The sequence below is a fragment of the Rhodoblastus sphagnicola genome (assembly GCF_002937075.1).
In the GTDB taxonomy this organism is placed as follows: Bacteria; Pseudomonadota; Alphaproteobacteria; order Rhizobiales; family Beijerinckiaceae; genus Rhodoblastus; species Rhodoblastus sphagnicola.
Map to the genome: position 1 here is coordinate 79,428 of NZ_NHSJ01000073.1, position 21,784 is coordinate 101,211.

At 64.2% G+C, this 21,784-nt stretch carries 19 protein-coding genes; 12 read left to right on the plus strand and 7 right to left on the minus strand.

The annotated features are described in order from the left end of the window. Nucleotides 1–46: 46 nt before the first annotated feature. The 8 genes from CCR94_RS11740 to CCR94_RS11775 all read left to right on the plus strand — a co-directional run bounded on the left by CCR94_RS11740 (nt 47) and on the right by CCR94_RS11775 (nt 7,375). The gene (locus tag CCR94_RS11740) at nt 47–1,054 is read left to right on the plus strand and encodes a lysylphosphatidylglycerol synthase domain-containing protein (RefSeq protein ID WP_104508030.1); all 1,008 of its coding nucleotides are present in this window, start codon (nt 47–49) and stop codon (nt 1,052–1,054) included. Beyond that, a complete protein-coding gene (locus CCR94_RS11745; protein WP_104508031.1) occupies nt 1,047–1,628 on the plus strand; it encodes an ABC transporter substrate-binding protein in 582 nt (193 codons plus the stop codon). The genes CCR94_RS11740 and CCR94_RS11745 overlap by 8 nt, the downstream gene beginning before the upstream one ends. A gap of 11 nt (nt 1,629–1,639) precedes the next feature. Continuing rightward, on the plus strand, nt 1,640–2,863 hold the full coding sequence (gene hpnI / locus CCR94_RS11750) for a bacteriohopanetetrol glucosamine biosynthesis glycosyltransferase HpnI (protein WP_158254729.1): 1,224 nt from the start codon (nt 1,640–1,642) through the stop codon (nt 2,861–2,863). 58 nt (nt 2,864–2,921) lie between these two features. After that, a complete protein-coding gene (gene msrB, locus CCR94_RS11755) occupies nt 2,922–3,329 on the plus strand; it encodes a peptide-methionine (R)-S-oxide reductase MsrB (protein ID WP_104508033.1) in 408 nt (135 codons plus the stop codon). Between the two features lie 113 nt (nt 3,330–3,442). After that, on the plus strand, nt 3,443–3,892 hold the full coding sequence (gene panD / locus CCR94_RS11760; RefSeq protein ID WP_104508034.1) for an aspartate 1-decarboxylase: 450 nt from the start codon (nt 3,443–3,445) through the stop codon (nt 3,890–3,892). A gap of 106 nt (nt 3,893–3,998) precedes the next feature. Next, nucleotides 3,999–5,243 (plus strand): phosphoglycerate dehydrogenase, encoded by a 1,245-nt coding sequence (gene serA, locus CCR94_RS11765; protein ID WP_104508080.1) that lies wholly within the window; start codon nt 3,999–4,001, stop codon nt 5,241–5,243. 420 nt (nt 5,244–5,663) lie between these two features. Next, the gene (locus CCR94_RS11770) at nt 5,664–6,899 is read left to right on the plus strand and encodes a radical SAM protein (RefSeq protein WP_104508035.1); all 1,236 of its coding nucleotides are present in this window, start codon (nt 5,664–5,666) and stop codon (nt 6,897–6,899) included. A gap of 8 nt (nt 6,900–6,907) precedes the next feature. Then, nucleotides 6,908–7,375 (plus strand): pyridoxamine 5'-phosphate oxidase family protein, encoded by a 468-nt coding sequence (locus CCR94_RS11775; RefSeq protein WP_104508036.1) that lies wholly within the window; start codon nt 6,908–6,910, stop codon nt 7,373–7,375. 142 nt (nt 7,376–7,517) lie between these two features. Here CCR94_RS11775 and CCR94_RS11780 read toward each other — a convergent pair whose 3' ends face one another. Further along, nucleotides 7,518–8,267 carry a TetR/AcrR family transcriptional regulator gene (locus CCR94_RS11780; protein ID WP_206605824.1) on the minus strand — a complete coding sequence of 250 codons (750 nt, stop codon included), beginning with the start codon at nt 8,265–8,267 and terminating at the stop codon, nt 7,518–7,520. Nucleotides 8,268–8,284: 17 nt separating this feature from the next. Here CCR94_RS11780 and CCR94_RS11785 point away from each other — a divergent pair, with 17 nt between their 5' ends. Beyond that, on the plus strand, nt 8,285–9,811 hold the full coding sequence (locus tag CCR94_RS11785; RefSeq protein ID WP_104508038.1) for a phytoene desaturase: 1,527 nt from the start codon (nt 8,285–8,287) through the stop codon (nt 9,809–9,811). Between the two features lie 130 nt (nt 9,812–9,941). On the opposite strand, the gene CCR94_RS11790 is transcribed toward CCR94_RS11785, so the two are convergent. Further along, complete coding sequence (locus tag CCR94_RS11790) at nt 9,942–11,258, minus strand: MFS transporter (protein WP_158254730.1); 1,317 nt, start codon at nt 11,256–11,258, stop codon at nt 9,942–9,944. Then, nucleotides 11,255–13,699 (minus strand): TonB-dependent receptor, encoded by a 2,445-nt coding sequence (locus CCR94_RS11795; protein ID WP_206605825.1) that lies wholly within the window; start codon nt 13,697–13,699, stop codon nt 11,255–11,257. Before CCR94_RS11795 ends, CCR94_RS11790 begins: the two co-directional genes overlap by 4 nt. Nucleotides 13,700–14,203: 504 nt before the next feature. Here CCR94_RS11795 and CCR94_RS11800 point away from each other — a divergent pair. After that, complete coding sequence (locus tag CCR94_RS11800) at nt 14,204–15,127, plus strand: LysR substrate-binding domain-containing protein (RefSeq protein ID WP_104508040.1); 924 nt, start codon at nt 14,204–14,206, stop codon at nt 15,125–15,127. A 126-nt stretch (nt 15,128–15,253) separates the two neighbouring features. Here CCR94_RS11800 and CCR94_RS11805 read toward each other — a convergent pair whose 3' ends face one another. From CCR94_RS11805 to CCR94_RS11820, 4 genes are read right to left on the minus strand one after another with little or no spacing between them, the layout of a single operon-like run. After that, entirely contained in the window at nt 15,254–16,537 is a 1,284-nt protein-coding gene (locus CCR94_RS11805; RefSeq protein WP_104508041.1) for an O-acetylhomoserine aminocarboxypropyltransferase/cysteine synthase family protein, read from the minus strand. 18 nt (nt 16,538–16,555) lie between these two features. Beyond that, complete coding sequence (locus tag CCR94_RS11810) at nt 16,556–17,098, minus strand: carboxymuconolactone decarboxylase family protein (RefSeq protein WP_104508042.1); 543 nt, start codon at nt 17,096–17,098, stop codon at nt 16,556–16,558. Between the two features lie 14 nt (nt 17,099–17,112). Continuing rightward, nucleotides 17,113–18,537, minus strand: a complete 1,425-nt coding sequence (locus CCR94_RS11815) for an aminotransferase family protein (protein WP_104508043.1) — start codon at nt 18,535–18,537, stop codon at nt 17,113–17,115. Continuing rightward, complete coding sequence (locus tag CCR94_RS11820) at nt 18,534–19,973, minus strand: APC family permease (RefSeq protein WP_104508044.1); 1,440 nt, start codon at nt 19,971–19,973, stop codon at nt 18,534–18,536. The genes CCR94_RS11815 and CCR94_RS11820 overlap by 4 nt, the downstream gene beginning before the upstream one ends. Before the next feature lie 858 nt (nt 19,974–20,831). Here CCR94_RS11820 and rsfS point away from each other — a divergent pair. Then, nucleotides 20,832–21,176 (plus strand): ribosome silencing factor, encoded by a 345-nt coding sequence (gene rsfS, locus CCR94_RS11825; protein WP_425332328.1) that lies wholly within the window; start codon nt 20,832–20,834, stop codon nt 21,174–21,176. Nucleotides 21,177–21,191: 15 nt separating this feature from the next. Further along, nucleotides 21,192–21,674, plus strand: coding sequence for a 23S rRNA (pseudouridine(1915)-N(3))-methyltransferase RlmH (gene rlmH / locus CCR94_RS11830; protein WP_104508046.1), 483 nt, complete (start codon nt 21,192–21,194; stop codon nt 21,672–21,674). Nucleotides 21,675–21,784: the final 110 nt, after the last annotated feature.

Sequence of the window (21,784 nt, forward strand, 5' to 3'; positions counted from 1 at the left end):
CAAAGGGAGGGCTGACTTTGCCCAAGATTCCGGCTAAGGCGAGGCAATGAAAAAAGCCGCAGCGCTCGGACTGGTTCTCGGTCTCCTCCTGTTCGCCGCCCTGACCTTCTATGAAGGCGCAGGCGATGTCGCCAACGCCTTCGCGCGGATCGGCCTCTTCGGCGCGCTGCTGATCACGGCGATCCGCTTCTTGCAGACGTTCGGGGCCGGTTTCGCCTGGCGCTTCATGATTCCAAAGCCGCGCCCGGCGCCGTGGATCTTCTGCCAGTTGCGCTGGGTGCGCGAGTCGATCAACAACCTGCTGCCGGTCGCCGCGGTCGGCGGCGACGTGTTTGGCGCGCGCCTGCTGAAAAAGCGCCGCGTCGGCGGCGGGCTGGCCGGCGCCAGCGTCATCGTCGATCTGCTGGCGCAGACGGCGACCCAGGCGATTTTCACCGTGATCGGCGTCATGCTGCTGTTTCACGCCGGCGTCGAGGCCGACCTGACCACGGCTGCGGGCGTGGGCGCCGTGATCATGGTCCCGGCCATAGCCGGATTCTGGCTGGCGCCGCGCCTGCTGTCGATGCCATGGCTCGACCGCCTCGCCGAAAAAATCGAGACGCAAACCGGATGGCCTTCCGTGGGCGGGTTGCCCGCCCTGCGCGACGGGCTCGACGCGATCCTGCGCAACCGGGCCGGTCTTGCCCGCGCCCTGGCGATTCACATGACGATCTGGTTCGTCGGCGCGCTCGAAATCTATGTCGCCTTGAATTTCCTCGGCGACCCCCGGTCGTTCGCCACGGCTGTGACCATCGAAAGCCTGGGCCACGCGGTCAAGGCTGCGGGTTTCCTCATCCCCGGCGCCTGGGGCGTGCAGGAGGGCGGCTTCATCGCGCTCTGCGCGGCTTTCGGCGTGGGTTCGGCGGACGCCATCGCCTTGTCGCTGATCAAGCGTATTCCCGATCTCCTCTGCGGCGCGCCCGGCCTGATGCTGTGGCGCCGCCTGGAGGGCGAAAGTCTGGCCGCCATGTTCTCGCGCGGCAAGCTCTCGAAGGAGGAAGCCAGCCATGTTTAACCGCCGCGTCTTTCTCGCCTTTGTCGCGAGCCTGCCCGCATTCTCCGCCCATGCGGGCGAAGCCGACGAGGCCATCGCCGTCGTCCGGAAATTGCAGGACAGCCAGATCGACGTGCTGCGCCGCGCCGCCCAACTGACGCTAAAGCAGCGCTTCGCCGCGCTGCGCCCGGCGCTCGACGCCGCCTTCGATCTCGAAGGCATGGCCAAGCTCGCCCATGGCCCGGGTTTCGATGAACTGCCCGCCGCCGAGCGCGCCGACTGGATCAAAAGTTTCGGCGATTACGTCGCCGCCACCTATGCCCAGCGGTTCGAATTCGTCGAGGCCAAGGGTTTCGAGCGCGACGCCAAGGCCGAGCCGCGCGACGGCGCGCTGGTCGTGAGCACGCGCATGATTCCCGTCTCCGGCGAGCCGATGCCGATCGATTATGTTGTGAAGTCCACGCCGCAAGGCTGGCGCATCGGCGATATTTTGGCTAATGGCTCCATATCTGAACTCACGCAATGGCGCCGCGCCTTGCGCGGATTGGCGCTGGCGGAGTTGCGCAAGCGGGCAGGCAATCTGCTCGAGCCCTGAAGGAGAGGCGGATGCTGACCCTATTGGACCGGGGCGATCTGTTCGACGTCTCGCTGCCGCTTGGTCTCGTTTGCGTTCTTGCGTTGGCCTCCTGCCTCTATACGCTGCTGTCGATCTTCGCGCTGCGGCGATTTCCTCGTGAAAACCGCGACGCCGCGCCAAGAATGGCGCCGAGCGTCACCATATTGAAGCCGCTGTACGGCGCCGAACCCCGACTCGCCGACCACCTCCTCACCTTCTGCCGCCAGAGCTATGACGGCCCCGTGCAGATTCTGTTCGGCGTCCACGATCCGCTGGATCCGGCGGCGGCGGTGGCGCGGCGGATCGTCAACGCCGTGCGCGCCGGCGAGATTTTGGGCGCGCCCGCCGGACTGACGGCCGAACTCGTGATCGAACCCGCCCGCCACGGCGTCAACGGCAAGGTGGACAATCTCATCAACCTGTCGCGCGCGATCGCCGGCGAAGTCGTGGTTCTGGCCGACAGCGACATCATCGTCGCGCCGGATTACCTCAGCCGGCTGACTGCGGCGCTGGAGCCGGAAGGGGTGGGCGCCGTGACCTGTCTCTATCGCGGCGTGGCCATGGAGGGGGTTTGGTCGCGGCTCTGCGCCATGGGCGTGAACTATGCCTTCCTCCCCAATGTGACGACCGGTCTGGCGCTGAACATGGCCAAGCCCTGCGTGGGCGCCACCATCGCCCTGCGCCGTGAGGTGTTGGAACAAATCGGCGGCTTCGCGCCGCTCAAGGACCAGTTGGCCGACGATTTCATGCTCGGCGCCCTGGTGCGCGACCTCGGGCTGAAAGTGGTCGTCGCGGATTTCGCCGTGCTGCACGCCCACGGCGAGCGCAGCTTTTCGGACCTGTGGCGCCAGGAAATGCGCTGGGCGCGCACCATCCGTTCGCTCGATCCGGCCGGCTATTTCGGCACCATCGTCACCCATGCCTCGGGCTGGGGCCTGCTGGCCATGGTTTTCGCCGGCTTTGCACCCAGCGCCGCGCTGCTTTTCTTCGCCGCCGTGACGTGCCGGGTGATCTTGCACGACGAGGTCGACCTGAGATTCCCCGGGCAGGCCCGGCCGCTTCATCTGACGCTGCTGCGCGATCTTCTTGGCTTTTGCGTGTTCTGGGCGAGTTACCTGCCGGGACAGCTCTATTGGCGCGGTCAGGATTTTTCCCTGCGCGACGATGGCGTGATGACTCCGGTCGAGGAGGAGCGCGCCGAGGTCGCGCGCTGAAACTTGCGGGACGGCCGCGCAACCTTATCTATGAGTCAGGTTTCGCCCGGAGATTTGAATGGCCGACACGTACAAGACTACCCGTGAGGACGCCGAATGGCGCGCGCTGCTGACGCCCGAGCAATATGAAGTGCTGCGCGGTCATGGCACGGAGCGGCCGGGGTCCTGCGCGCTCAACCACGAAAAGCGCGCCGGAGTCTTCCGCTGCGTCGGTTGCGGCCAGGACTTGTTCCGCTCCAAGGAGAAATTCGAGAGCGGCACGGGCTGGCCGAGCTTCTTCGACCCCCTGCCGGGTTCGGTCGCGACCAACCGCGACACATCCTGGGGCATGGTGCGCACGGAGGTGCATTGCAGCCAATGCGGCGGGCATCTCGGCCATGTGTTCGAGGACGGGCCGCCGCCCTCTCGCCTGCGTTATTGCATCAATGGCGTGGCGCTGGACTTCACGCCGGGCGAATCCGGGTGATCCGGCGGGAATTGCGGACTGGCGATTCGTAGACTGGCGATTCTCGCGAAAAAAAGCTATGCAGCGTGCGAAAACTTCAGGGCGTTCGCCGCCCGGATTGTCAGGACAGGTCAATGCGCAAGGTTGTCGGCGCCAAGTTGCACGGTATCCACGTGACGGACGCCAATATCGATTATCACGGCTCGATCACGCTGGATCCCGATCATTGCGAGGAGGCGGGAATTCTGCCGCTCGAATTCGTCGAGATCTGGAACAAGAACTCCGGCGCGCGCATCTCCACCTATGTGATCCTCGGCGAGCGCGGCTCGCGCTGCTGCATCCTCAATGGCGCGGCGGCGCGCACCTGCCAACCCGGCGATTCCCTCATCATCTGCTCGTCGATCTATGTCGACGCCGAGGAAATCCCGAGCCTCAACCCCAAGGTGCTCGCCTTCGACCGCGACAATCGCGTCATCGACCGGCTCTCCTATCAAGTCGATTTCGACGAGCAGGGCCGCTACCGCTTCGCCATTCTCGACGAAACCGGCGCGAAACAACCCATTCCACTTAAATCCAAAGTCTGATAGGACGCCCGCAAAGAGCGGCCCGACCCGTCGCGCGAAAGTGAAACGCTTTCGCGCTTTTCCTTTTTGTGGCGGCGGCGGACCTTCGACGCACGAGGAGACCAAGATGAACGCACGTCTTTCGCTGTCCAAGGACAAGATCAAAGTCCTGCTCCTCGAAGGCATCCACCACAGCGCGGTCGAACTGTTTGAAAACGCCGGCTACAGCAATGTCACGCGCCTGACCAAGGCGCTCGACGGCGACGCGCTGCGCGAGGCGCTGCAAGGCGTCCATATCGTCGGCATCCGCTCGCGCACCAAACTCACCGAACAGGTGTTCGAGGACGCCGACCGGCTGATGGCGGTGGGCTGTTTCTCGGTCGGCACCAATCAGGTCAAGCTGGCCTCGGCGGCGGCGCGCGCCATTCCCGTGTTCAACGCGCCCTTCTCCAACACCCGCTCGGTGGCCGAACTCACCATTGGCGAAATCGTGATGCTGCTGCGCCGCATCCCCTCGCGCCTGCTGGATTGCCATAATGGCGGCTGGGACAAGAGCGCCACCAACAGTTTTGAGGTGCGCGGCAAGACCCTCGGCATTGTCGGCTATGGCAATATCGGCAGCCAACTGTCCTATCTCGCGGAAGCCATGGGCATGCGCGTGATTTTCTTCGACATCATCGACAAGCTGCGCCACGGCAACACCGAGCCGACCCACACTCTGGAAGACCTGCTGGCGCAGTCCGACGTGGTCAGCCTGCACGTGCCGGAAACGCCGCAGACCCAGCACATGATGGGCGCGGAACAATTCGCGGCGATGAAGAAGGGCGCCTATTTCATCAACAACGCCCGCGGCACGGTGGTGGATGTCGAGGCGCTGGCGCAGGCGCTGACGAGCGGCCATCTGCTCGGCGCGGCGGTGGACGTGTTCCCCAAGGAGCCGGCGGCCAATGGCGAGAAATTCGTTTCGCCGCTGCAAGGCCTGGAGAACGTCATCATCACCCCGCACATCGGCGGCTCGACCGAAGAGGCGCAGGAGCGCATCGGCGCGGAAGTGGCGCGCAAGCTGGTGGATTATTCCGACATCGGCTCGACGGTGGGCGCGGTGAATTTCCCGCAGGTGCAGCTGCCGCCGCGCCCCAGCGGCACCCGCTTCATGCATGTCCACCGCAACGTGCCGGGCGTGCTGCGCAAGCTCAACGACGCCTTTTCCAGCCGCAACCTCAACATCGCCTCGCAGTTCCTGCAAACGGACGGCGAGGTCGGTTATGTGGTGATGGAGGCGGACGGCTCGTTTGAGGATTGCGAACTGGTTCTGGAGGAAATCCGCGCCATCGACGGCACCCTGCGCGCGCGCATCATTTACGAACGATAAGGCGCGCTGTCACGGCCGCGGGCGATCGCGGCCGATCGCAAAGGCCCGGTCGTCCGGCGCTTCGACAAGCTCCGCCAGTGAAGCCTCGGCGCGCGCGGTGGGGCCGTCGCCGCATGCGTTCGTGTCGGGGCTGTCTCGCGTAAAATTCGATAAATCTGGTGTTTTTTACGCTTCGACAATGACGGAGGCGGGCGGTTTTTCTCGCCGGCCGTTCCGCGCTCTCGCACGTCCCCCGATGGCTGCTCACGTTGCGCCGGCTGATGCGTCGCATCGGCATTCCAGTCACGATTGAGACGCTTGCGTCATAGCATGGTCGAATGAACTGGAAAAGCAATTGAAATTGACGTTCCTACTAGGAAAAAGGATTATTCGCCCGATTCAACCGGCCAATGCGATTGGCTTGAAGCGAAAAGGGGCCCCATGGTTTGCGTCTCTCCCATCCGGCTGCGAAACGAGGCTCCGTTCACCGAAGTCGTCGCCGGCCATCCAGAGTTTCCGCTGCTGATCGCCTTGAAGATCGACGTGCAGCGCAGGGGACTCAACTACACCAGGCGCGCCATGGACGCCGTCGATCCCGCGCGCCATCAGATCTATATGTGGGAGGGCGTCGCCTATCCCCATTCCATGCTGCTGCGCGACGGCACGACCATTCTCGCCTATCCCCAGCCTCGGGATCGCAACCCCTATGATGTCGATTTTCTCGACGGCCGCTTCGTGCTCATCGATGGCGGCGAGGTGGTCGAAACCGTCGATCTCTGGCCGAAACCGCTCTATTACGACAAGAAGACGCGCTCCGGCCTGCCGATGAAGGAAGTGGTTTCGGCGCGGCCGCAACGGCTCGATATTTTCGCCAGCAGTTTTTGCCACTTCGCCCATGTCGACGACCAGGGTTGCCAGTTCTGCCCGCTGCCGCACCACCACAGCCAATTGCGCGAGACCTACGACCTCCCGACCCGGCTGAAGTCCGAGGACGTCAAGGAATGCATCGCCGAGGCGCTCAAGGAGACCGGCCGTTTCACCAATATTCACATCACCGGCGGCTCGGTGATCAAGGGCCACGAAATGCTCGACGCCGAGCTGGACTATTACATCAAGCTTTTGCGCGCGATCGGCGAACTCTTCGCCACGCCGCGATTCCCCAGCCAGTTGCTCGCCAGCCCCTTCAGCGAGGGACAGCTCATTCGCCTGCGCGAGCAAACCGGTCTCGGCAGCTACACCTCCAACATCGAAGTGCTGGACGAGGCGCGCTTCAACTGGATCTGCCCCGGCAAGGCCCATCACATCGGCTACCGGGAATGGAAGCGCCGGCTGGTGCGGGCGGTTGAGGTTTTCGGGCGCGGCAATGTCGGCACCGGCATTGTCGGCGGCGTCGAAACCGCGCCGCCCCACGGCTTTGTTTCGGAGAGCGACGCGCTGCGCGCCACGCTCGACGAAGCCGAGGATTTGGCCCGCCAGGGCGTGACCACGGTCCACACCGTCTGGGCGCCGCAGAAGGGCTCGAAATTCCACGATCTGAAGACGCCCTCGCTCGATTATTTCATCCGCCTCGCCAGCGGCTTGCAGGCGATCCGCGCGCGTCACGGGCTCTCGGTGGATTTCGATGACTATCGCCGCTGCGGCAACCATCCCGACAGCGATCTCGCCCGGCTTCAGTGAGGACAGACATGACGATTCGGCTCGACCCGGACGTGGCGGACCTGCTCGCGGACACCGACACGATCAAGATTCTGGCGACCGTGGGCGCCGATGGCGCGCCCCATGCGGTGGTGAAACAATCGATCCATCTCGGCGAGGACGGCAATATCCATTATCTTGAACGGCTGGAATCCTCCGTCACCAACAAGAACATGGTGCGGAGCATCTGGTTCAACCGCACGGTCGCGATCACGCTCGCCCATGGCGACGGACGCTCCGTGCAGATCAAGGGGCGTCCGGTCAAGGCGCATATCACCGGCGAACTGTTCCTGCGCCATTACCGCGCGGCGCGGGCTGGAGACCCCGAAGCCGATCTCGCGGCCGTCTGGGTGATCGAGCCACAGACAGTCACCAACCAGAACGCGCGCGCGCGCCGCGAGGCGGAGGCGGCGCTCCACCCGCATTTCATCCATCTGGACCGGCTGGCGCGGGCCTGAGAAAACAAACGCCCTCGCTGGTTGGGCCTGCCCGAGCTTACATTGGCGGATGGCCGGCGGGAAGCTGTCGTCCATGGACGCTCCTGGAAAGGGCAAGGATGCGCCATTTCCCGCCTGACCCATGCTTGATCCGGCCCCGAACTTAAGCGGTCGTCGCCAACTGGCCAACGGCGAGCCGAACCAGGGCGTCCTCGAATTCCGGCGTCCCGATCAAGGCCGAATCTTCATGGACGGCGGCGCGGATGGCCCCGAGCACGCCTCGCGTCGCGACGAACATGGCTGCGTCGCTTGGCGGCGGAAAGGCCGGGTGATTGCGGCGGACAATGGCCAATTTGATCCGCGCCGCCAACGCCTGGGCCGAGGCTATCACCTCGGGCGAATGATCCAACCGCCAGCCGCGTTTCAGCAAGGGACGGAAAATTCGTGGCGCCACGCCAAAGCCATCGACGAGCGCGCGGACAAAAAGCCTGATCAGCAACAGAGGGTCGGTGTCGCTGCTTTCAGTATCCACAACAAACTGTTCAAGATGAGCCATCATGCGCTGGCGCTCGCTGGCGATCATCGCCAGGAGTATGGCGTCCATGTTGGGAAAATACTGGTAGAGCGTGCCAATGGAAAAGCCGGCGCGCTCGGCGACCCGATTGGTGGTCAGCGCCTTCTCGCCCTCCTGGTCCAGAATCTGAGCCGTCGCCTCAAAGATCGTGAAAACGGTGCTCCGGGAACGCGCCTGCTTCGGCTTTTTCCTAACGCGTTCAGTCTGTTGTTCCTCCACGACGGCGCCTCCTGGGAATGCGAGTCCAAAATGTGAGCCTTGCTCACTATTGTGACGAGGTCCAGCGCCTGACGTCCACGCATCTTTTCTCAGGGTGTGCGACGGCGGCGTTTCGATCAAAACCCCGAGGCGCCGTCATGTCAGCCGATCCCGCGATCCCGTTTCCTTCAAACAAACCCCGCGCCGTCATCATCGGCAGCGGCTTTGGCGGATTGGCGGCGGCGGTGCGACTGGGCGCGCGCGGCTATGACGTTACTGTACTCGAACGGCTCGATCGGCCCGGCGGTCGCGGCCGCGCCTATGTGCAGGACGGCTTCACCTTCGATTCCGGGCCGACGATCATCACCGCGCCCTTCCTGTTCGAAGAACTTTGGCGGCTCTGCGGTAAGACTTTTTCCGACGACATCGATCTGCGCGCATTGGACCCTTACTATCGAATCGTGTTCGACGCCGGAGGCCATTTCGACGCCTGTGCCGACGACGCGGCGATGAAGCAGGAGATCGCGCGCATCTCGCCGGAGGACGTCGAGGGCTACACGCGCTTCATGCAGCACAGCGAGCGGCTGTTCCGGATCGGATTCGAAAAATTCGGACACGTCCCGTTCGACCATCTGTCGCAGATGATCGGCATTGTTCCCGACCTCGTTCGGGCGCGCGCGGATCGCAGCGTTTACGCGACCGTTTGCGACTATGTGAAGCACCCGCATCTGCGCTTTGCGTTGAGCTATCATCCCCTGTTCATCGGCGGCAATCCGTTCCGGGCCTCGTCGATCTATTGCATGATCTCCTATTTCGAGCGGCATTGGGGCGTTCACTTCGCGATGGGCGGCACGGGCGCGCTGGTCAAGGGCCTGGTCGGGCTGATCGAAGGCCAGGGCGGCGTCATCCGCACCAAAGCCGAAGTGGCGGAAATCACCGTCGAGAACCGCCGCGCCACTGGCGTCCGGCTTGCCTCCGGCGAAACCATCGCCGCCGATATCGTGGTGTCCAACGCCGACACCGCCACGACCTATGCAAAGTTGCTGGCCAAGGCGCCGAGAAAATGCTGGACCGATCGCAAGCTCGATCGCGCCGCCTATTCGATGAGCGTCTTCGTCTGGTATTTCGGAACCCGACGGAAATACCCGCGGGTACAACCGCATACGATCCTGGTCGGGCCGCGCTACGGCGCGCATGTCGCCGATATTTTCGACCGCAAGGTTTTGGCGGAAGATTTCAGCCTCTATCTCTATCGCCCGACCGCGATCGATCCGAGCCTCGCGCCCGAGGGCTGCGATACGTTTTATGCGCTGTCGCCGGTTCCGCACATGGACAGTGGCGTGGACTGGTCGAGCAAGGCCGAACCCTACCGGCAGGCCATCGCCCGGCGCCTTTCGGAGACGCTTCTGCCGGGCCTTGAAGACGAGGTGGTTACATCGCGGATCTTCACGCCTCAGAATTTTCAGGATGTCCTGCAATCGCGCAAGGGCGCCGCGTTTGGATTTGAGGCCGCGCTGACGCAAAGCGCGTGGTTCCGGCCACATAACAAGAGCGAAGATATCGAACGTCTCTACCTGGTCGGCGCCGGCACGCATCCCGGCGCGGGCGTCCCGACGGTCCTGTCATCCGCCCGCGTCCTGGACGCTGTCACGCCCGATCCGCGTTCGATGCTGGAGACGTGCTGAAAGCTCAGCGGATGGCGCCGGTGGCGACAACCGCGATACGGCATTGGAGTCGTTCGAGCCCATCGCGGGCGACCTCGGGAAGGTCGCATAATGGAGTGGGGCGCTCGCCGGATAGGCGCGGAAGGCTGTTTCAAATGTCGCCAGCGGTCAAAGGGCGAGATCGGCGAGGCGACAGCGCGCGAAGCGCGACCGGCGCCAGCAGATAGGCGAGGGCGGAAACCATCAAGATGGGAAGATAGCCGCCGCCGCCCGAGAGGATGCGGCCTGTCGCGGCCAGCAGCGCCATGCCGCCGAGATTGCCGCACAGCGCGCCCAGCGCGGTGACGCGACCGACGCGCGAGGCCGGAACCGCATCGGTGAGCGTGGCGAACAGATTGACCGAAAAGCTCTGATGGCCCGCCAGCGCCAACCCGAGCACGGCGGTCGCCTGCCAGAGCTGATCGACGCAAAGCGCCAGCGGCATGGAGGCGGCGAGGAGCGCCGACCCGGCCAGCACCCGGCCGCGCGCGACGCTGAGATCGGCCTGTGACCGCGCCAGCGTCGTCGAGAGCGCGCCGCCGACGAAGGCGCCCGCCGCCGCCATCAGGTAGATGCAGGCCACCGGCCGTCCCAGGGCGGCGACGTCGAGATGAAACAGCCGGTTGAACAGGTCGGGCAGCCAGAACAGCAGCAGCCACCACGCCTGGTCCGAGAGCACCTTGGCGCCGACCAGCGCCCAGGTGGCGCGATCCGCGAGAATGACGCGCCAGGAGTCCCCTAGGCCGTCCCTCAGACCGTCTTTCGGCTCGTCCTTGCGCTCGTCCGCGTTGGTCTCGCGCGTGGGCCAGCTTATGCGCGCGGAAAAAACCATCCACGCCGCGCACCAAAAAAGTCCGAGCGCGCCGACGCACAGGAAGCACATGCGCCAGCCGACCAGCAGCGCGAAGGCGGGCAGCGCCAGCGGCGTGACGATGGCGCCCACGCTGCTCGCGGCGTTCATCACCCCCAGCGCCAGGGCGCGGCCGCGCGAGTCGAACAGGGCCGCCAGCGTCTTGATCGCGGTCGGCGTGCCCATGGCCTCCGTCGCGCCCAGCGCCAAGCGCGCGGCGGCGAACTGGCCCAGCGTGACGGCGAGGCCGTGGGCGGCGGCGGCGAGGCTCCACGACCCGACCGCGATCAGGTTGGACGTCCTCGGCCCCAGCCGGTCGACCAGCCAGCCCACCAGCGGGAAGGCCAGCACGGCGCCGAACTGGAACACGGCGGCGAGATCGCCGTAATCCGCGTCGCTCCAGCCAAGCTCCCGCGCCAGAATCGGCTTGAGCACGGCGATCAACTGGCGATCGACATAGTTGAGGATTCCCGCGGTGACGACGAGGGCCAGCAGCCATTTCTGCTTAAACAGGCTCGGGGCGTGGCTTGGCGACGCGGCGCCGGACGAGGCCGCCCGACGCGCGTCGGAAATCGTCACAGCTCCTTGCGGATGCTGATGCCGAAATAGCGGCCGTCGTCGCGCGGAACCCAGCGGTAGACGTAGGCCGCCGTGCCCGGCGCGGCGGTGGCGCCCGAGCTTTGCAGATAGGAGGCGTAGGAGGTGTTGAGGATGTTCTTCACGAGAACGGTGAACTTCAATCCGGCGCTGGCGTTGGACAGCGTCACGTCCGCGTCCCAGATACCATAGGCTTTTTGAATCGTGTCGGGCGATTCGCCGAGGTCATACTGAACCTTACTTTGCCAGCGCACGGCCGTGCCGAAATCGAGCGCATATTGGTCCAGCCACGGCACGGTGTAGTCCGCGCGCAGGTTGGCCTTCCATTTCGGCGTGAACGGCAGGGCGCCGCCCTTGATCGGCCAGTTGCGCCCGACGACATTGGTGCTGGTGATGGCCGCGTCGGTGAAGGCCGCCGCGCCCTTGAGCGAGAGTTCGTCGGTGACGGCCGCGTTGAAATCGGCTTCCACGCCCTGACTTGTCACCGTCCCGGCATTGACCAGATTGGTCACCACCGCGCCGCCGATCAGATTGGGGAAATTCGCCTGGAAATTGTCGAAAACGGTGTGGAAGGCGGCGAGATTGAGCAGGACGCGATTGTCGAACAGTTTTGACTTCAGCCCGAGTTCGAACGAGTTGGACGTCTCGGCGGCGAGCACCTGACCCTGCGTCGCCGGAACCATGTTGAAAAAGACGTTGTAGGCCGGCCCCTTGTAGCCGCGCGAATAGGTGGCGTAGGTCGTCGCCCAGCTTGTGGCGTCATATTCGAAGCCGGCGCGCGCGGCATAGCCCGTCTTGAAGACATGGCCGGTGGAATAGGGCGAAGAGGCGGCGATGCCGGTGTCGGCGGCGGTGGACTGGCGCGAATGATAATAGCTCAGGTCGTCGCCGATCAGGCGCCATCCGGCGATCGCCCGGAAGGTCGGCGCGAGGTTGAGCGTGTTCTCGTTGAAGGCGGCGATATTGTTGTTGCTGACGCCATAGGGGGCGACGCCGGTGTTGGTGACGGCGCCCAGCGTGTCCGTGCGCTGATAGGTTTCCTTGTCGTCGTCATGCAGGAAATAAAGTCCGGCGACATATTCCCAAAATTGCCCGCGCGCGGAGGCCAGCCGCAGCTCCTGTGAAACCTGGTTGAACGCCAGCTTGCCGTGATCGACGGTCTGCTTGGCCGAAGGCGTCGAGGTCCGGTCGAAGTCCTGGCGCTGCTCGTTGTTCCAGAAGCGATAGGCGGTGATCGACGTCAGCGTGTGGTCGCCGAGCTTCTTGTCGACCTGGATCGAGGCGCCGCCATTGTCGTCGTCCGCGTAGGTAAACGTGTTGGTGTTGATGAAGCGGTTGCCGCTGGAGGCGACCACCGGCGAGATCTGTTTGGCGAAGTTCGGGTTGGGCGTGATCACGCCGCCGGGATAGGCGACGTTCGTGCTGGTGATGACGCCGGTGGGGTTGGTCTCGCGCGAATGCAGGTAGTCCAGCGTGATCAGCACGCGCAGGTCGGCTTCGGGGGTGATCTCGAATTTCGCCCGCGCGCCGTCATGGGTCGATCCGTTCACCTTGTCGTCGTTGTAGAGATTGGTGACGTTGCCGTCATAGCTGGTGGCCACCACGCTCAGCAGGCCGTTGACGACGCCGGGAACGATGGCGCCGGACACGCCGGTTTTCAGGCGAACCTCCTTGCCGGTGTAATAGGAGACGTCGCCATAGGCGTGGAATTCCGGGGTCGGCTGCGCCGTCGTGACATTGACCACGCCGGCGGAGGAATTCTTGCCGAACAGGGTGCCCTGCGGCCCCTTGAGCACCTCGATGCGGTCGACGTCGAACAGGTCGAGCGTGGCCTGGCCCGGACGCGCCAGCACAACGCCGTCCACGACCGTGGAGACGGAGGGTTCGGCGCCGGGCGAGGTGGTCACGGTGCCCACGCCGCGAATGAACAGGCCCTGGTCCTTGTTCGAGGCGCCGTCGCGGAAATTGAGGCTCGGCACGAGCTGGCTGATATCGTTGATGTTGTTGAGATTGGCCTGCGCCGCCTGCGCGCCGTCGACCACGGTGACGGCCACGGGCACCTTTTGCGACTTTTCCGGCAACAGCGTGGCGGTGATGACGACATCCTCGACATGGATCGATTCGGCCTGGAATTGCGCTGGCGCGACCGGGGGCTGTGTCGGCTGCGCCTGGGGTGCGGCTTGCGCTTGGGTTGCGGCTTGGGCTTGGCGCGGCGCGGTTTTGGCGCGCGCGTGCTTCGGCTTCTTGGCCTGCGCGTTCGCCTGGGGTTCTTGGGGACTCTCGACCTTGTCCTGCGACCATGCGGCGGAGGTGGCGGCGACGATCATCGAGGCGGCCAGCAGCGCGCCAAGCGCTACCCCGGTCGCGAAGCGGTTCGGCCGCGTGGACGCGCCCCTGCACGGATTGTTGTTGTCGTTCTTCATTCCACGCTCCTGAAAGTTGCGCGCCGTCCGAGCGCCGCGCGTCGAAATGGCGGTCGGGACAAGTGTCAAATATATAGTAAATTGGTCAAATATAATTGATTATGATGCATATTCGCTCAAGCTATGCGTTGGGGGCTTGGCCGCGCGCCGGAGGAACGCAACGAAAGCCGCGGCGGACAGTTGGGGCGGCGTGGCGCCGGGATCTGTGCCTGTTTGCTGAAAATATGATTTTTTATGCTGTTGGCGCGCGCCGACTGAGAAAACGGTCTCTCTAGGCCAGCCTGTTCGATCCGCGCCCGCCGCAAGACCGCGGTGGACGGCCAAGGCAGGCATATGTTGAAATAATCACACTTTATAAGTAGATTTGTGGCTGGATTTCGGGCGTTTTTCCGGGCGATCACGCCTCCGGCGCTGCGACCCTATGTCGCACCCGTCGCGCCGGCTTGCTCACGTAGAGAGGGGCCGAACAGTGACGCTCCCGTTTGAAGGCAGGGCGAACGACCGATGTTGCAGATCCGGCAGATCGAAGCATTCCGAAGCGTGATGCTGGCGGGAGGCATCACCAATGCCGCGGCCATGATGCATATCAGCCAGCCCTCGGTCAGCCGCCTGATTGGCGATCTCGAACGCGCCGTCGGCTTTCCGCTGTTCGAGCGCAAGGGGCGACGGCTTGCGCCGACTCGCCGCGCCGAAGTGTTTTACGAAGCCGTGCGGAAAAGTTTCACCGGGCTCGACCTGCTGGAGCAGGCGGCGCGGCGCATTCAGGCCCATACGGTTGAAACCATTCGCGTCTCGGCGCTTTCCGCGCTCGCTGGCGGCGTTCTCCCCCAGGCCATCGCCGAATTCCAGGCCGAATATCCTGACGTCAAAGTGTCGGTTGACGGCCAGTCGCAACGCGGCGTCGAAGACCGCGTCTTTCTGGGGCAGGCCGATCTCGGACTCGGCGTGCGGCAGCCGTTTCGCGAAGGCGTCGGCGTGACCTCGCTGGCGTCGGCTGAATATGTCTGCGCGCTTCCCCCCGGCCACCGACTCGCCGATCGCGAATTGATCCACGCCTCCGATCTCGAGGGCGAGCGCTTGATCGGGCCGATGCACGAGGCCGACGCCCTGTGGGACGCCATCGACCGGACGTTACATGACGAGGGCGTCGCCGTCCGGCGCCCCGTCGAGACCGATCTGTCGTTTCCCGCCTATTGTTACGTTGCGTCCGGGCTTGGCGTCGCCATCGTCGAGCCGTTTTCGGCGCCGCTGTTCGCCAAGCTCGGAATTGGCTTTCGCCGCTTCCGGCCGAAAATCACGCTGGATTATGTGCTGATCGAACCCACGCATCTCGGTCCCGCGCCGGAGGCGATGGTCTTCTTTCGTGACGCCGTGCGTCGCGCCAGCGACGACTTGCTGAAGAAAGCCGATCGGCTCGTCGCGCCTTGAGCGCGCGACGAGGATCGAACGTGGAGAGGCGGGTCGCCGCTCGCGCCAACGACAGAGAGTTTTCCCCGGTTCACTTGAAGCGGAGAAAACTTTAACAGGCTGAAGTGGATGCTGACCCAGGCGCGTTCACAGACTGGCCGTGAATGCCTGCTCGATGTCCCAGATCAGATCGTCCGGGTCTTCCGTGCCAATGGAAAAGCGGATCTGTTCCGGCTTGACGCCGGCCAGTCTCTGTTCCGCCTCGGTCAATTGACCGTGGGTGACGGTGGCGGGATGGACCACCAGCGATTTGGAATCTCCGACATTGGCGAGGAACGAGAAAATCTTCAGCGCCTCGATGAATTTCTTGGCGCGCTCGAAGCCGCCCTTGATGCCAAAAGTCAGGATCGCGCCGGGTCCCTTGGGCAGATATTTCCGCGCCAGCGCGTGATAGGGGCTTGTCTTCAGGCCGGGATAATTGACCCACTCCACATCCGCGTGGGTCTGCAAAAATTCGGCGATGCGCTGGGTGGTTTCAACCTGCCGCCGCAGCCTTAGCGATAAGGTCTCCAGCCCCTGCAAAAACAGGAAGGCGTTGAACGGACTGAGGCAGGCGCCGAAGTCGCGGAGATAGTGCAAGCGGGCCTTCACGATGAAGGCCTGATTGCCCCATTTCTCCCAGTGGATGAAATTGCTGTAGGCGGGGTCGGGGGTGGTGAAGTCCGGGAATTTGCCATTGCCCCAGTTGAAATTGCCGCCATCGACGATCAACCCGCCGATGCTGGTGCCGTGGCCGCCGATATATTTGGTCGCCGAATGGACCGAAATATTGGCCCCGTAATTGAACGGCAGGAACAGATAGGGCGTCCCAAAAGTGTTGTCGACGATCAACGGCACGCCGTGGTCCTCGGCGATACGGGCCACCGCCTCGAAATCCACGATGTTGATGTCGGGATTGCCGATGGTTTCGACAAAAATCGCCTTGGTCCGCTCGGTGAGCGCGCGGCGGAAGTTTTCGGGGTCGACGGGATCTACCAGGGTGGTCTTGACTCCGTGCTTGGGCAAGGTGTTGACGAACAGGTTGAAGCTGCCGCCATAGAGGGTTTTCGCCGCAACGATTTCATCGCCGGCATGGGTGATGTTCAGGATCGTGGTAGCCGTCGCCGCCGAGCCGGAGGCGACGGCCAGGGCGCCGCTGCCGCCTTCAAGAGCGGCGATCCGGTTTTCCAGCACTTCATTGGTCGGGTTGACGATCCTTGTATAGTCGTAGCCGGCCTCCTCCGCCGAACTGATCCCCTTGGCCTGGGCGAAATCCTTGAAGACAAAAGAGGTGGTCTGGTAGATCGGAACCGCCCGCGCCCCGGTGGTCGGGTCGGGAACCTGCCCTGCATGGAGTTGCAAGGTGTCGAAACTCAATTGACGTTGGCTCATGATGCAATCCTCGGCGCGTCAGGCGACGAAATAGGTTTCGGGGTCGATGCGGTAGGGATCGAGGGCTTCGTCCAACGGGATTTGCAAGGCGCTGTTGAATAGGTTGTTGACGATCATCAGCCCGCCGAACACCGTGAGTTCGACAATCTGCGCCGGCGTGAAATGCGCGGCCAGCCGGGCGTAAAGCGCGTCCGAAACCCGGTTGGCGTTGTCGGCCAGTTGGCGGCCGAAATCGACCACCGCCTGCTCGCGTTCGTCCAGTTTCAGATTTTTCGGATCCTCGCCCCATTGGACGATCTCGCGCTTCATGAAGGTGGCGCAGAGCTCGCAGGCGTTCTGCCGCGAAATGGCGTCACAGAACAGGATCGCCAGACGCTCGCCCAGATAGGGTTTTACCTGAGCGAACAGGTCGTACCATTTCAAAACGGCGTCCAGAGCGACCGGCGAATGCAGCAGCGCCGCCTTCATGTTGGAGATGGCATGGGTTTCGGCGAGTTTTTCATAGTCGGCGCGCTGCGCCGGAGTGGCGGTTTCCGGAGTAATCGGGGGAATGCGGGTCATGTGAGCAAGTCCATTCAAGCGAAGATGCTGTCGATGGCTTCGGCGACGGTGTCGGCGACGAAGTCGATGTGCAGTTCGCTGCTGATCAGGGGAGGGGCGAGGCAGATGATGTCGGTCAGGACCCGGGTGCATAGGCCCCGGTTCATCAGCTCCGCGCGCAATTTGGCGGCCAGGTCGGCCGAGGCGGGGAAAGGCGTCTTGCTGGCGCGGTCGGCCACCAGTTCGACGCCGGCCAGCAGACCCAGCCCGCGGATATCGCCGACATGACGATGGTCCGACAGATTGGATTTGAGCCGGCCCAGCAGCCGTTCGCCCAGGCTGGCGGCGCGCTCGACCAGCGATTCGCGTCGGATCAGCCCGATGGTGGCGAGCGCGACGGCGCAGGCCACGGGATGAGCGGCGTTGGTATAGCCGTGCCACCAGCGCCCCGCCGGCGGGGCCTCGTCCAGAACCTGCTTGATGCGGGCGGACACGCCAATGCCGCCCAGCGGGATATAACCGCTGGTGACGCCCTTGGCGAACTGGACGATGTCCGGCTCCACCCCCCAATGCTCCAGCCCGAACCAGCGGCCGCTGCGGCCGAAGCCGGTGATGACGTCGTCGCTGATCAGCAGGACGTCATGCCGGTCGCAGATCTGGCGGATGCGGCGGAAATAGTCGTTCTGGGGAACGATGATTCCGCCGCCGCCGCCCTGGACCGGCTCCGCGATGAAGGCGGCGACCGTGTCGGCGCCCTCGCGCAGGATCACCTCCTCCAGCAAATCGGCCGCGGCCTCGCCCTGACTGCGACCGTCGTCGGGGACGGGGAAGCGGTAGGGATCGGGCGAGCCGATATGTAAAAAGCCGGGCAAGCGCGGGCCGAAGGGTTGCGAAAACTCCTCGACGCCGGTGGCGCTGGACGCCCCCATGGTCGAGCCGTGATAGGACAAGTCACGGGCGATGATCTTGCTCTTGTCCGGCTTGCCCTGGACCCGCCAGAAATAACGGGCGGTGCGGATCGAACTGTCGGTGGCTTCGCTGCCGCCGCTGGTGAAGTAGAACGCCTGGATTGACGGATAAGTCACCTCGGTCAGCAGCTCCGCCAGTTCGATGGCGGGGCGGTGGGTCGAGCCGGCATAGCAGGTGGCATAGGCCAGCGTGCGCAATTGCCGGGTCGCGGCTTCGACCAGCTCGGTCTGTCCATGGCCGAGATGGACGTTCCACATGCTGCTCAGGCCGTCGAAATAGCGCCGTCCCTGATGATCGATCAGGTAGGGGCCGTCGCCCGCCGCCCAGATGGTGGGCTGTTGATGGTCGCTGGGGTGATGTTGGGGGTGAAGCAGGTGGAGGCGATCGGCCTCCACCCATCCCGCGGAATCGGATTCCCCCCGTCTGGTCTCCGCGCGATCCAAGATCGCGCGGCCGGCCAGGATCGGAAACTCCGCCTGATGCTGGCTCATTCGGCGGGTTGGGCCTTGGACAAGGCGGAGGACGCCTCCAGGTCCCGCTCGATCCGCGCCAGCGTTTCCGGCTGCCGGTGGCGGAGGTAGTTGAAGTACAACACGCCCAGCCAGAGCAACCCGACGAAGAGGTAAGGCAGCAGGTTCAGCGGGTAATCCGGCACCGGATAAAGCACGCCGACGAAGGGAATGCCGACCAGCACGACGGAAATCGCGGAAACCACGACGTGCCGCGCCTTCAGCTCGCCGCGCCGCTTCAGGAACACCGGGGCGCCGAGCGACACCAGCAGGTAGGACGCCAGGAAGCCGAAGGTCGAGACCGAGCCGAGATAGCCATAGACATCCATCAGCTTGACGCCCAGACCGGCCAGGGGCGCGAACAGCACGAGGACGATCAGGGCCGAAATGGCGATGGCGATGTGCGGCGTCGAATGGTCCTCGTGGGCGTCGCCGGCCCTGTTGTGGAGGACGCCCTGACGCGACAGGGCGTAGATGATGCGGGCGCTGGCGTTGATGCAGCCGAGCACCGAGGCGAAGAAGCTGGCGATCACGCCGACGGCGATCACCGGACCCAGGAAGCTCAGGCCAATGCTGTCGGCGATGAAGGACAGCGGCGCGTCGGCCTTGTCCAGCGGGACGGCCGCGCCCTGGAAGCCGGCCACCAGGGCATAGGTGGTGCCCACCAGGAACACGCCCAGCGCCAGCACGGTGGCGATCACCGCGCGGGGAATGACGCGCAGGGGTTGCTTGGCTTCATGGCCGAGGACGGAAGCGCTTTCAAAGCCGGTGAAGCTGAAGAAGGCGAGCACCAGACCGAGTTGAAGGTTGTTGAGGGTCACGCCCTCCAGCGCCAGTTGCGGCTTGTCGAAAGCCGTGCCGTGCTGGATGAAGACCCCCACCAATATGGCGACGATCGCGGTGGCGGTGATGCTCTCCAGGGAGAGGGACAGACGCGTGGACAGCTTGATGCTGCGCCAGGCGACGCCCCAGGCCAGGGCGACGAAGCCGAGCGACAGGATGAGCGACGGCGTCAGATCGTCGAAGGCGCCAAAAACCAGATGCAGCAGCACCAGGGCGTAGTTGACCGCGCCTGACAAGACCGCGCCGGCGCAGAACAGGTAGGCGATGAGCAGGGACCATCCGGCGATGCTGCCCCAGAAGACGCCAAGGCTCTGGCCGACGAAAGCGTAAAGCGCGCCCGGCGACGCCGACCTTTTGGCGAAGACATTGATGTTGAGCGACAGGAACAGAATGGCCAGCGTGGCGAACACATAGGCCAGCCACGCGCCGTTGCCGGCGTTAGCGAAAACCAGGGAGGCGACCAGAGCCGGCGTGGCCGTCGGCGCAACGACGCCAATGGCCTGCGCGACGACATCGGTGAAGGACAGATGATTCTTCTTGAGCGATCCGTGGGATTGGATAGGGGACGACGTCATGCGTCTGCTCCTCGTGCGGGGGGTGCAGTTTAAATGGCGAAATTGTCTGGGAGGGGTTCGCCCGGGCGTTCACGGGCTTTTGGGCGATGGCCTAGGCCATCGCCTTCCTACACGGGTCGGCGGACCCTTTGACGGCGGTCAGGAATATGGCGAAGCCGGCAAAGCCGACCACCTCTTCCCAACCCATTTCGACATGCATGACCATCAGGCCGCTCCGAATATCGAGCACATGATTGGCGACGGACGCGCGTTAGTCAATTAATTTTATCGACTATAAAGGCAAACAGGGTTCATGCAGTGTTGGTCGCTCACCCGGAGAGCCTTGCGCGCCTGGGAGATGCCGTGTGACTTGGCCTCTGGCGCGGCGGGTTCGCCGCGTTCCGATAGCTGCGGCTTCGTCCAGGCTAGTTGTTGCTAAAAACCTATATTTAATGTAGAAATATAAATGGGCATTGCGCCGAGCGGCCAGAGTCATTGTCACCGCGGGCATGGACGCTTGAGCTTGATCAGCGCGTCGTCAGTTTTGAATCGCAGTCGGCTTTGATGCGATGCGTGTTGCGATTGACCCGCCAAGCCTAGGCAGAGCTGGTCCCGGTTGGCGCGGCGCGCGGACGCCCGAGGGCGTTGTCACGCCGATGTTGATTATTTTCGCTGGCGCCGGCATTTTAGGCGCGCGTTCATCCCCACCCCCGATTTGAGGATAGTAAACTGACCCGCAAGCCAAGCTCCAACGCCGACGAAGCGGCCACGACGGATTCTTCGGAAGACAAGGCGTCCAAGCCGCGCGCGCGTAAAGCGGGGACGGCGGAGGTCAAGACCGCGGAACCCAGGCCCGAGGCGCCCGTCGAACTGAACGCGCTGCCGGCGGAGCTTCAGGCGGCGGTCACCGCCCTTGAGGATCTGAAAGCCGAGGAAATTTCCCTGATCAATCTGGAGGGCAAGACCTCGATCGCCGACTGGATGGTGATCGCCAGCGGTCGCTCCACCACCCAGGTCGGCGCGCTTGCCGACCGAGTGGTGCGCGCGCTCAAGGACATGGGCGCGCCGACGCCCGCGGTTGAGGGCGTTCCGGCCTGCGACTGGGTGCTGATCGACGCCGGGGACGTGATCGTCCACTTGTTCCGGCCGGAAGTGCGCGCCTTTTACAATCTGGAGAAGATGTGGGGCGTGGATCGGCCGACGGAGGCGCGGACTTCGGCCTGAGTCGGAGGCTGATGCGTGAAACTTCTGCTGGTGGGCGTCGGGCGCCTCAAGAGCGGGCCGGAGCGCGAGCTGGTGGCGCGCTATGGCGAGCGCTGCGCCGCCGGCGGCCGCAAGATCGGCCTGACCGCGTTCGATTTGCGCGAAATCGACGAATCGCGCGCGCGGCGGCCTGAGGACCGCAAGGCCGAGGAGGCTCAGGCCCTGAGGGCGCTGCTGCCGGCGGGCGTCAAACTCATCTGCCTCGACGAGCGCGGAAAACCCCTGGACAGCGAGGCCTTCGCGGCGCGGATCGGCGCATGGCGCGACGCGGGCGCCCCCGCCTGCGCCGTGGTGATCGGCGGCCCCGACGGCCTCGACCCCGATTTTCGCGGTCGCGCCGACCTCGTTCTGGCCTTCGGCGCCATGACTTGGCCGCACCAGCTGGTGCGGGCGCTCGCGGCGGAGCAATTGTTTCGCGCCATGACAATTCTCGCGGGTCATCCCTATCATCGCGTGTGACAAGGCGGCGGCGGCGCTCGAATACTGTGGTCTTGTTGCGGCAAGGCGGGCAAGACGTTTGAATCTCAGGTGTATTCCTGCGAGGAAAGCTCCAAATGATCTGATGGAGT

What these genes read in the sequence shown, in the direction of transcription:
- CCR94_RS11800 (WP_104508040.1), top strand. Translation starts at nt 14,204, where the DNA reads ATGTTGCAGATCCGGCAGATCGAAGCATTCCGAAGCGTGATGCTGGCG.
- CCR94_RS11805 (WP_104508041.1), bottom strand. Translation starts at nt 16,537, where the DNA reads ATGAGCCAACGTCAATTGAGTTTCGACACCTTGCAACTCCATGCAGGG.
- msrB (WP_104508033.1), top strand. Translation starts at nt 2,922, where the DNA reads ATGGCCGACACGTACAAGACTACCCGTGAGGACGCCGAATGGCGCGCG.
- CCR94_RS11810 (WP_104508042.1), bottom strand. Translation starts at nt 17,098, where the DNA reads ATGACCCGCATTCCCCCGATTACTCCGGAAACCGCCACTCCGGCGCAG.
- CCR94_RS11795 (WP_206605825.1), bottom strand. Translation starts at nt 13,699, where the DNA reads ATGAAGAACGACAACAACAATCCGTGCAGGGGCGCGTCCACGCGGCCG.
- CCR94_RS11775 (WP_104508036.1), top strand. Translation starts at nt 6,908, where the DNA reads ATGACGATTCGGCTCGACCCGGACGTGGCGGACCTGCTCGCGGACACC.
- CCR94_RS11815 (WP_104508043.1), bottom strand. Translation starts at nt 18,537, where the DNA reads ATGAGCCAGCATCAGGCGGAGTTTCCGATCCTGGCCGGCCGCGCGATC.
- CCR94_RS11770 (WP_104508035.1), top strand. Translation starts at nt 5,664, where the DNA reads ATGGTTTGCGTCTCTCCCATCCGGCTGCGAAACGAGGCTCCGTTCACC.
- CCR94_RS11740 (WP_104508030.1), top strand. Translation starts at nt 47, where the DNA reads ATGAAAAAAGCCGCAGCGCTCGGACTGGTTCTCGGTCTCCTCCTGTTC.
- panD (WP_104508034.1), top strand. Translation starts at nt 3,443, where the DNA reads ATGCGCAAGGTTGTCGGCGCCAAGTTGCACGGTATCCACGTGACGGAC.
- hpnI (WP_158254729.1), top strand. Translation starts at nt 1,640, where the DNA reads ATGCTGACCCTATTGGACCGGGGCGATCTGTTCGACGTCTCGCTGCCG.
- CCR94_RS11745 (WP_104508031.1), top strand. Translation starts at nt 1,047, where the DNA reads ATGTTTAACCGCCGCGTCTTTCTCGCCTTTGTCGCGAGCCTGCCCGCA.
- CCR94_RS11785 (WP_104508038.1), top strand. Translation starts at nt 8,285, where the DNA reads ATGTCAGCCGATCCCGCGATCCCGTTTCCTTCAAACAAACCCCGCGCC.
- CCR94_RS11820 (WP_104508044.1), bottom strand. Translation starts at nt 19,973, where the DNA reads ATGACGTCGTCCCCTATCCAATCCCACGGATCGCTCAAGAAGAATCAT.
- serA (WP_104508080.1), top strand. Translation starts at nt 3,999, where the DNA reads ATGAACGCACGTCTTTCGCTGTCCAAGGACAAGATCAAAGTCCTGCTC.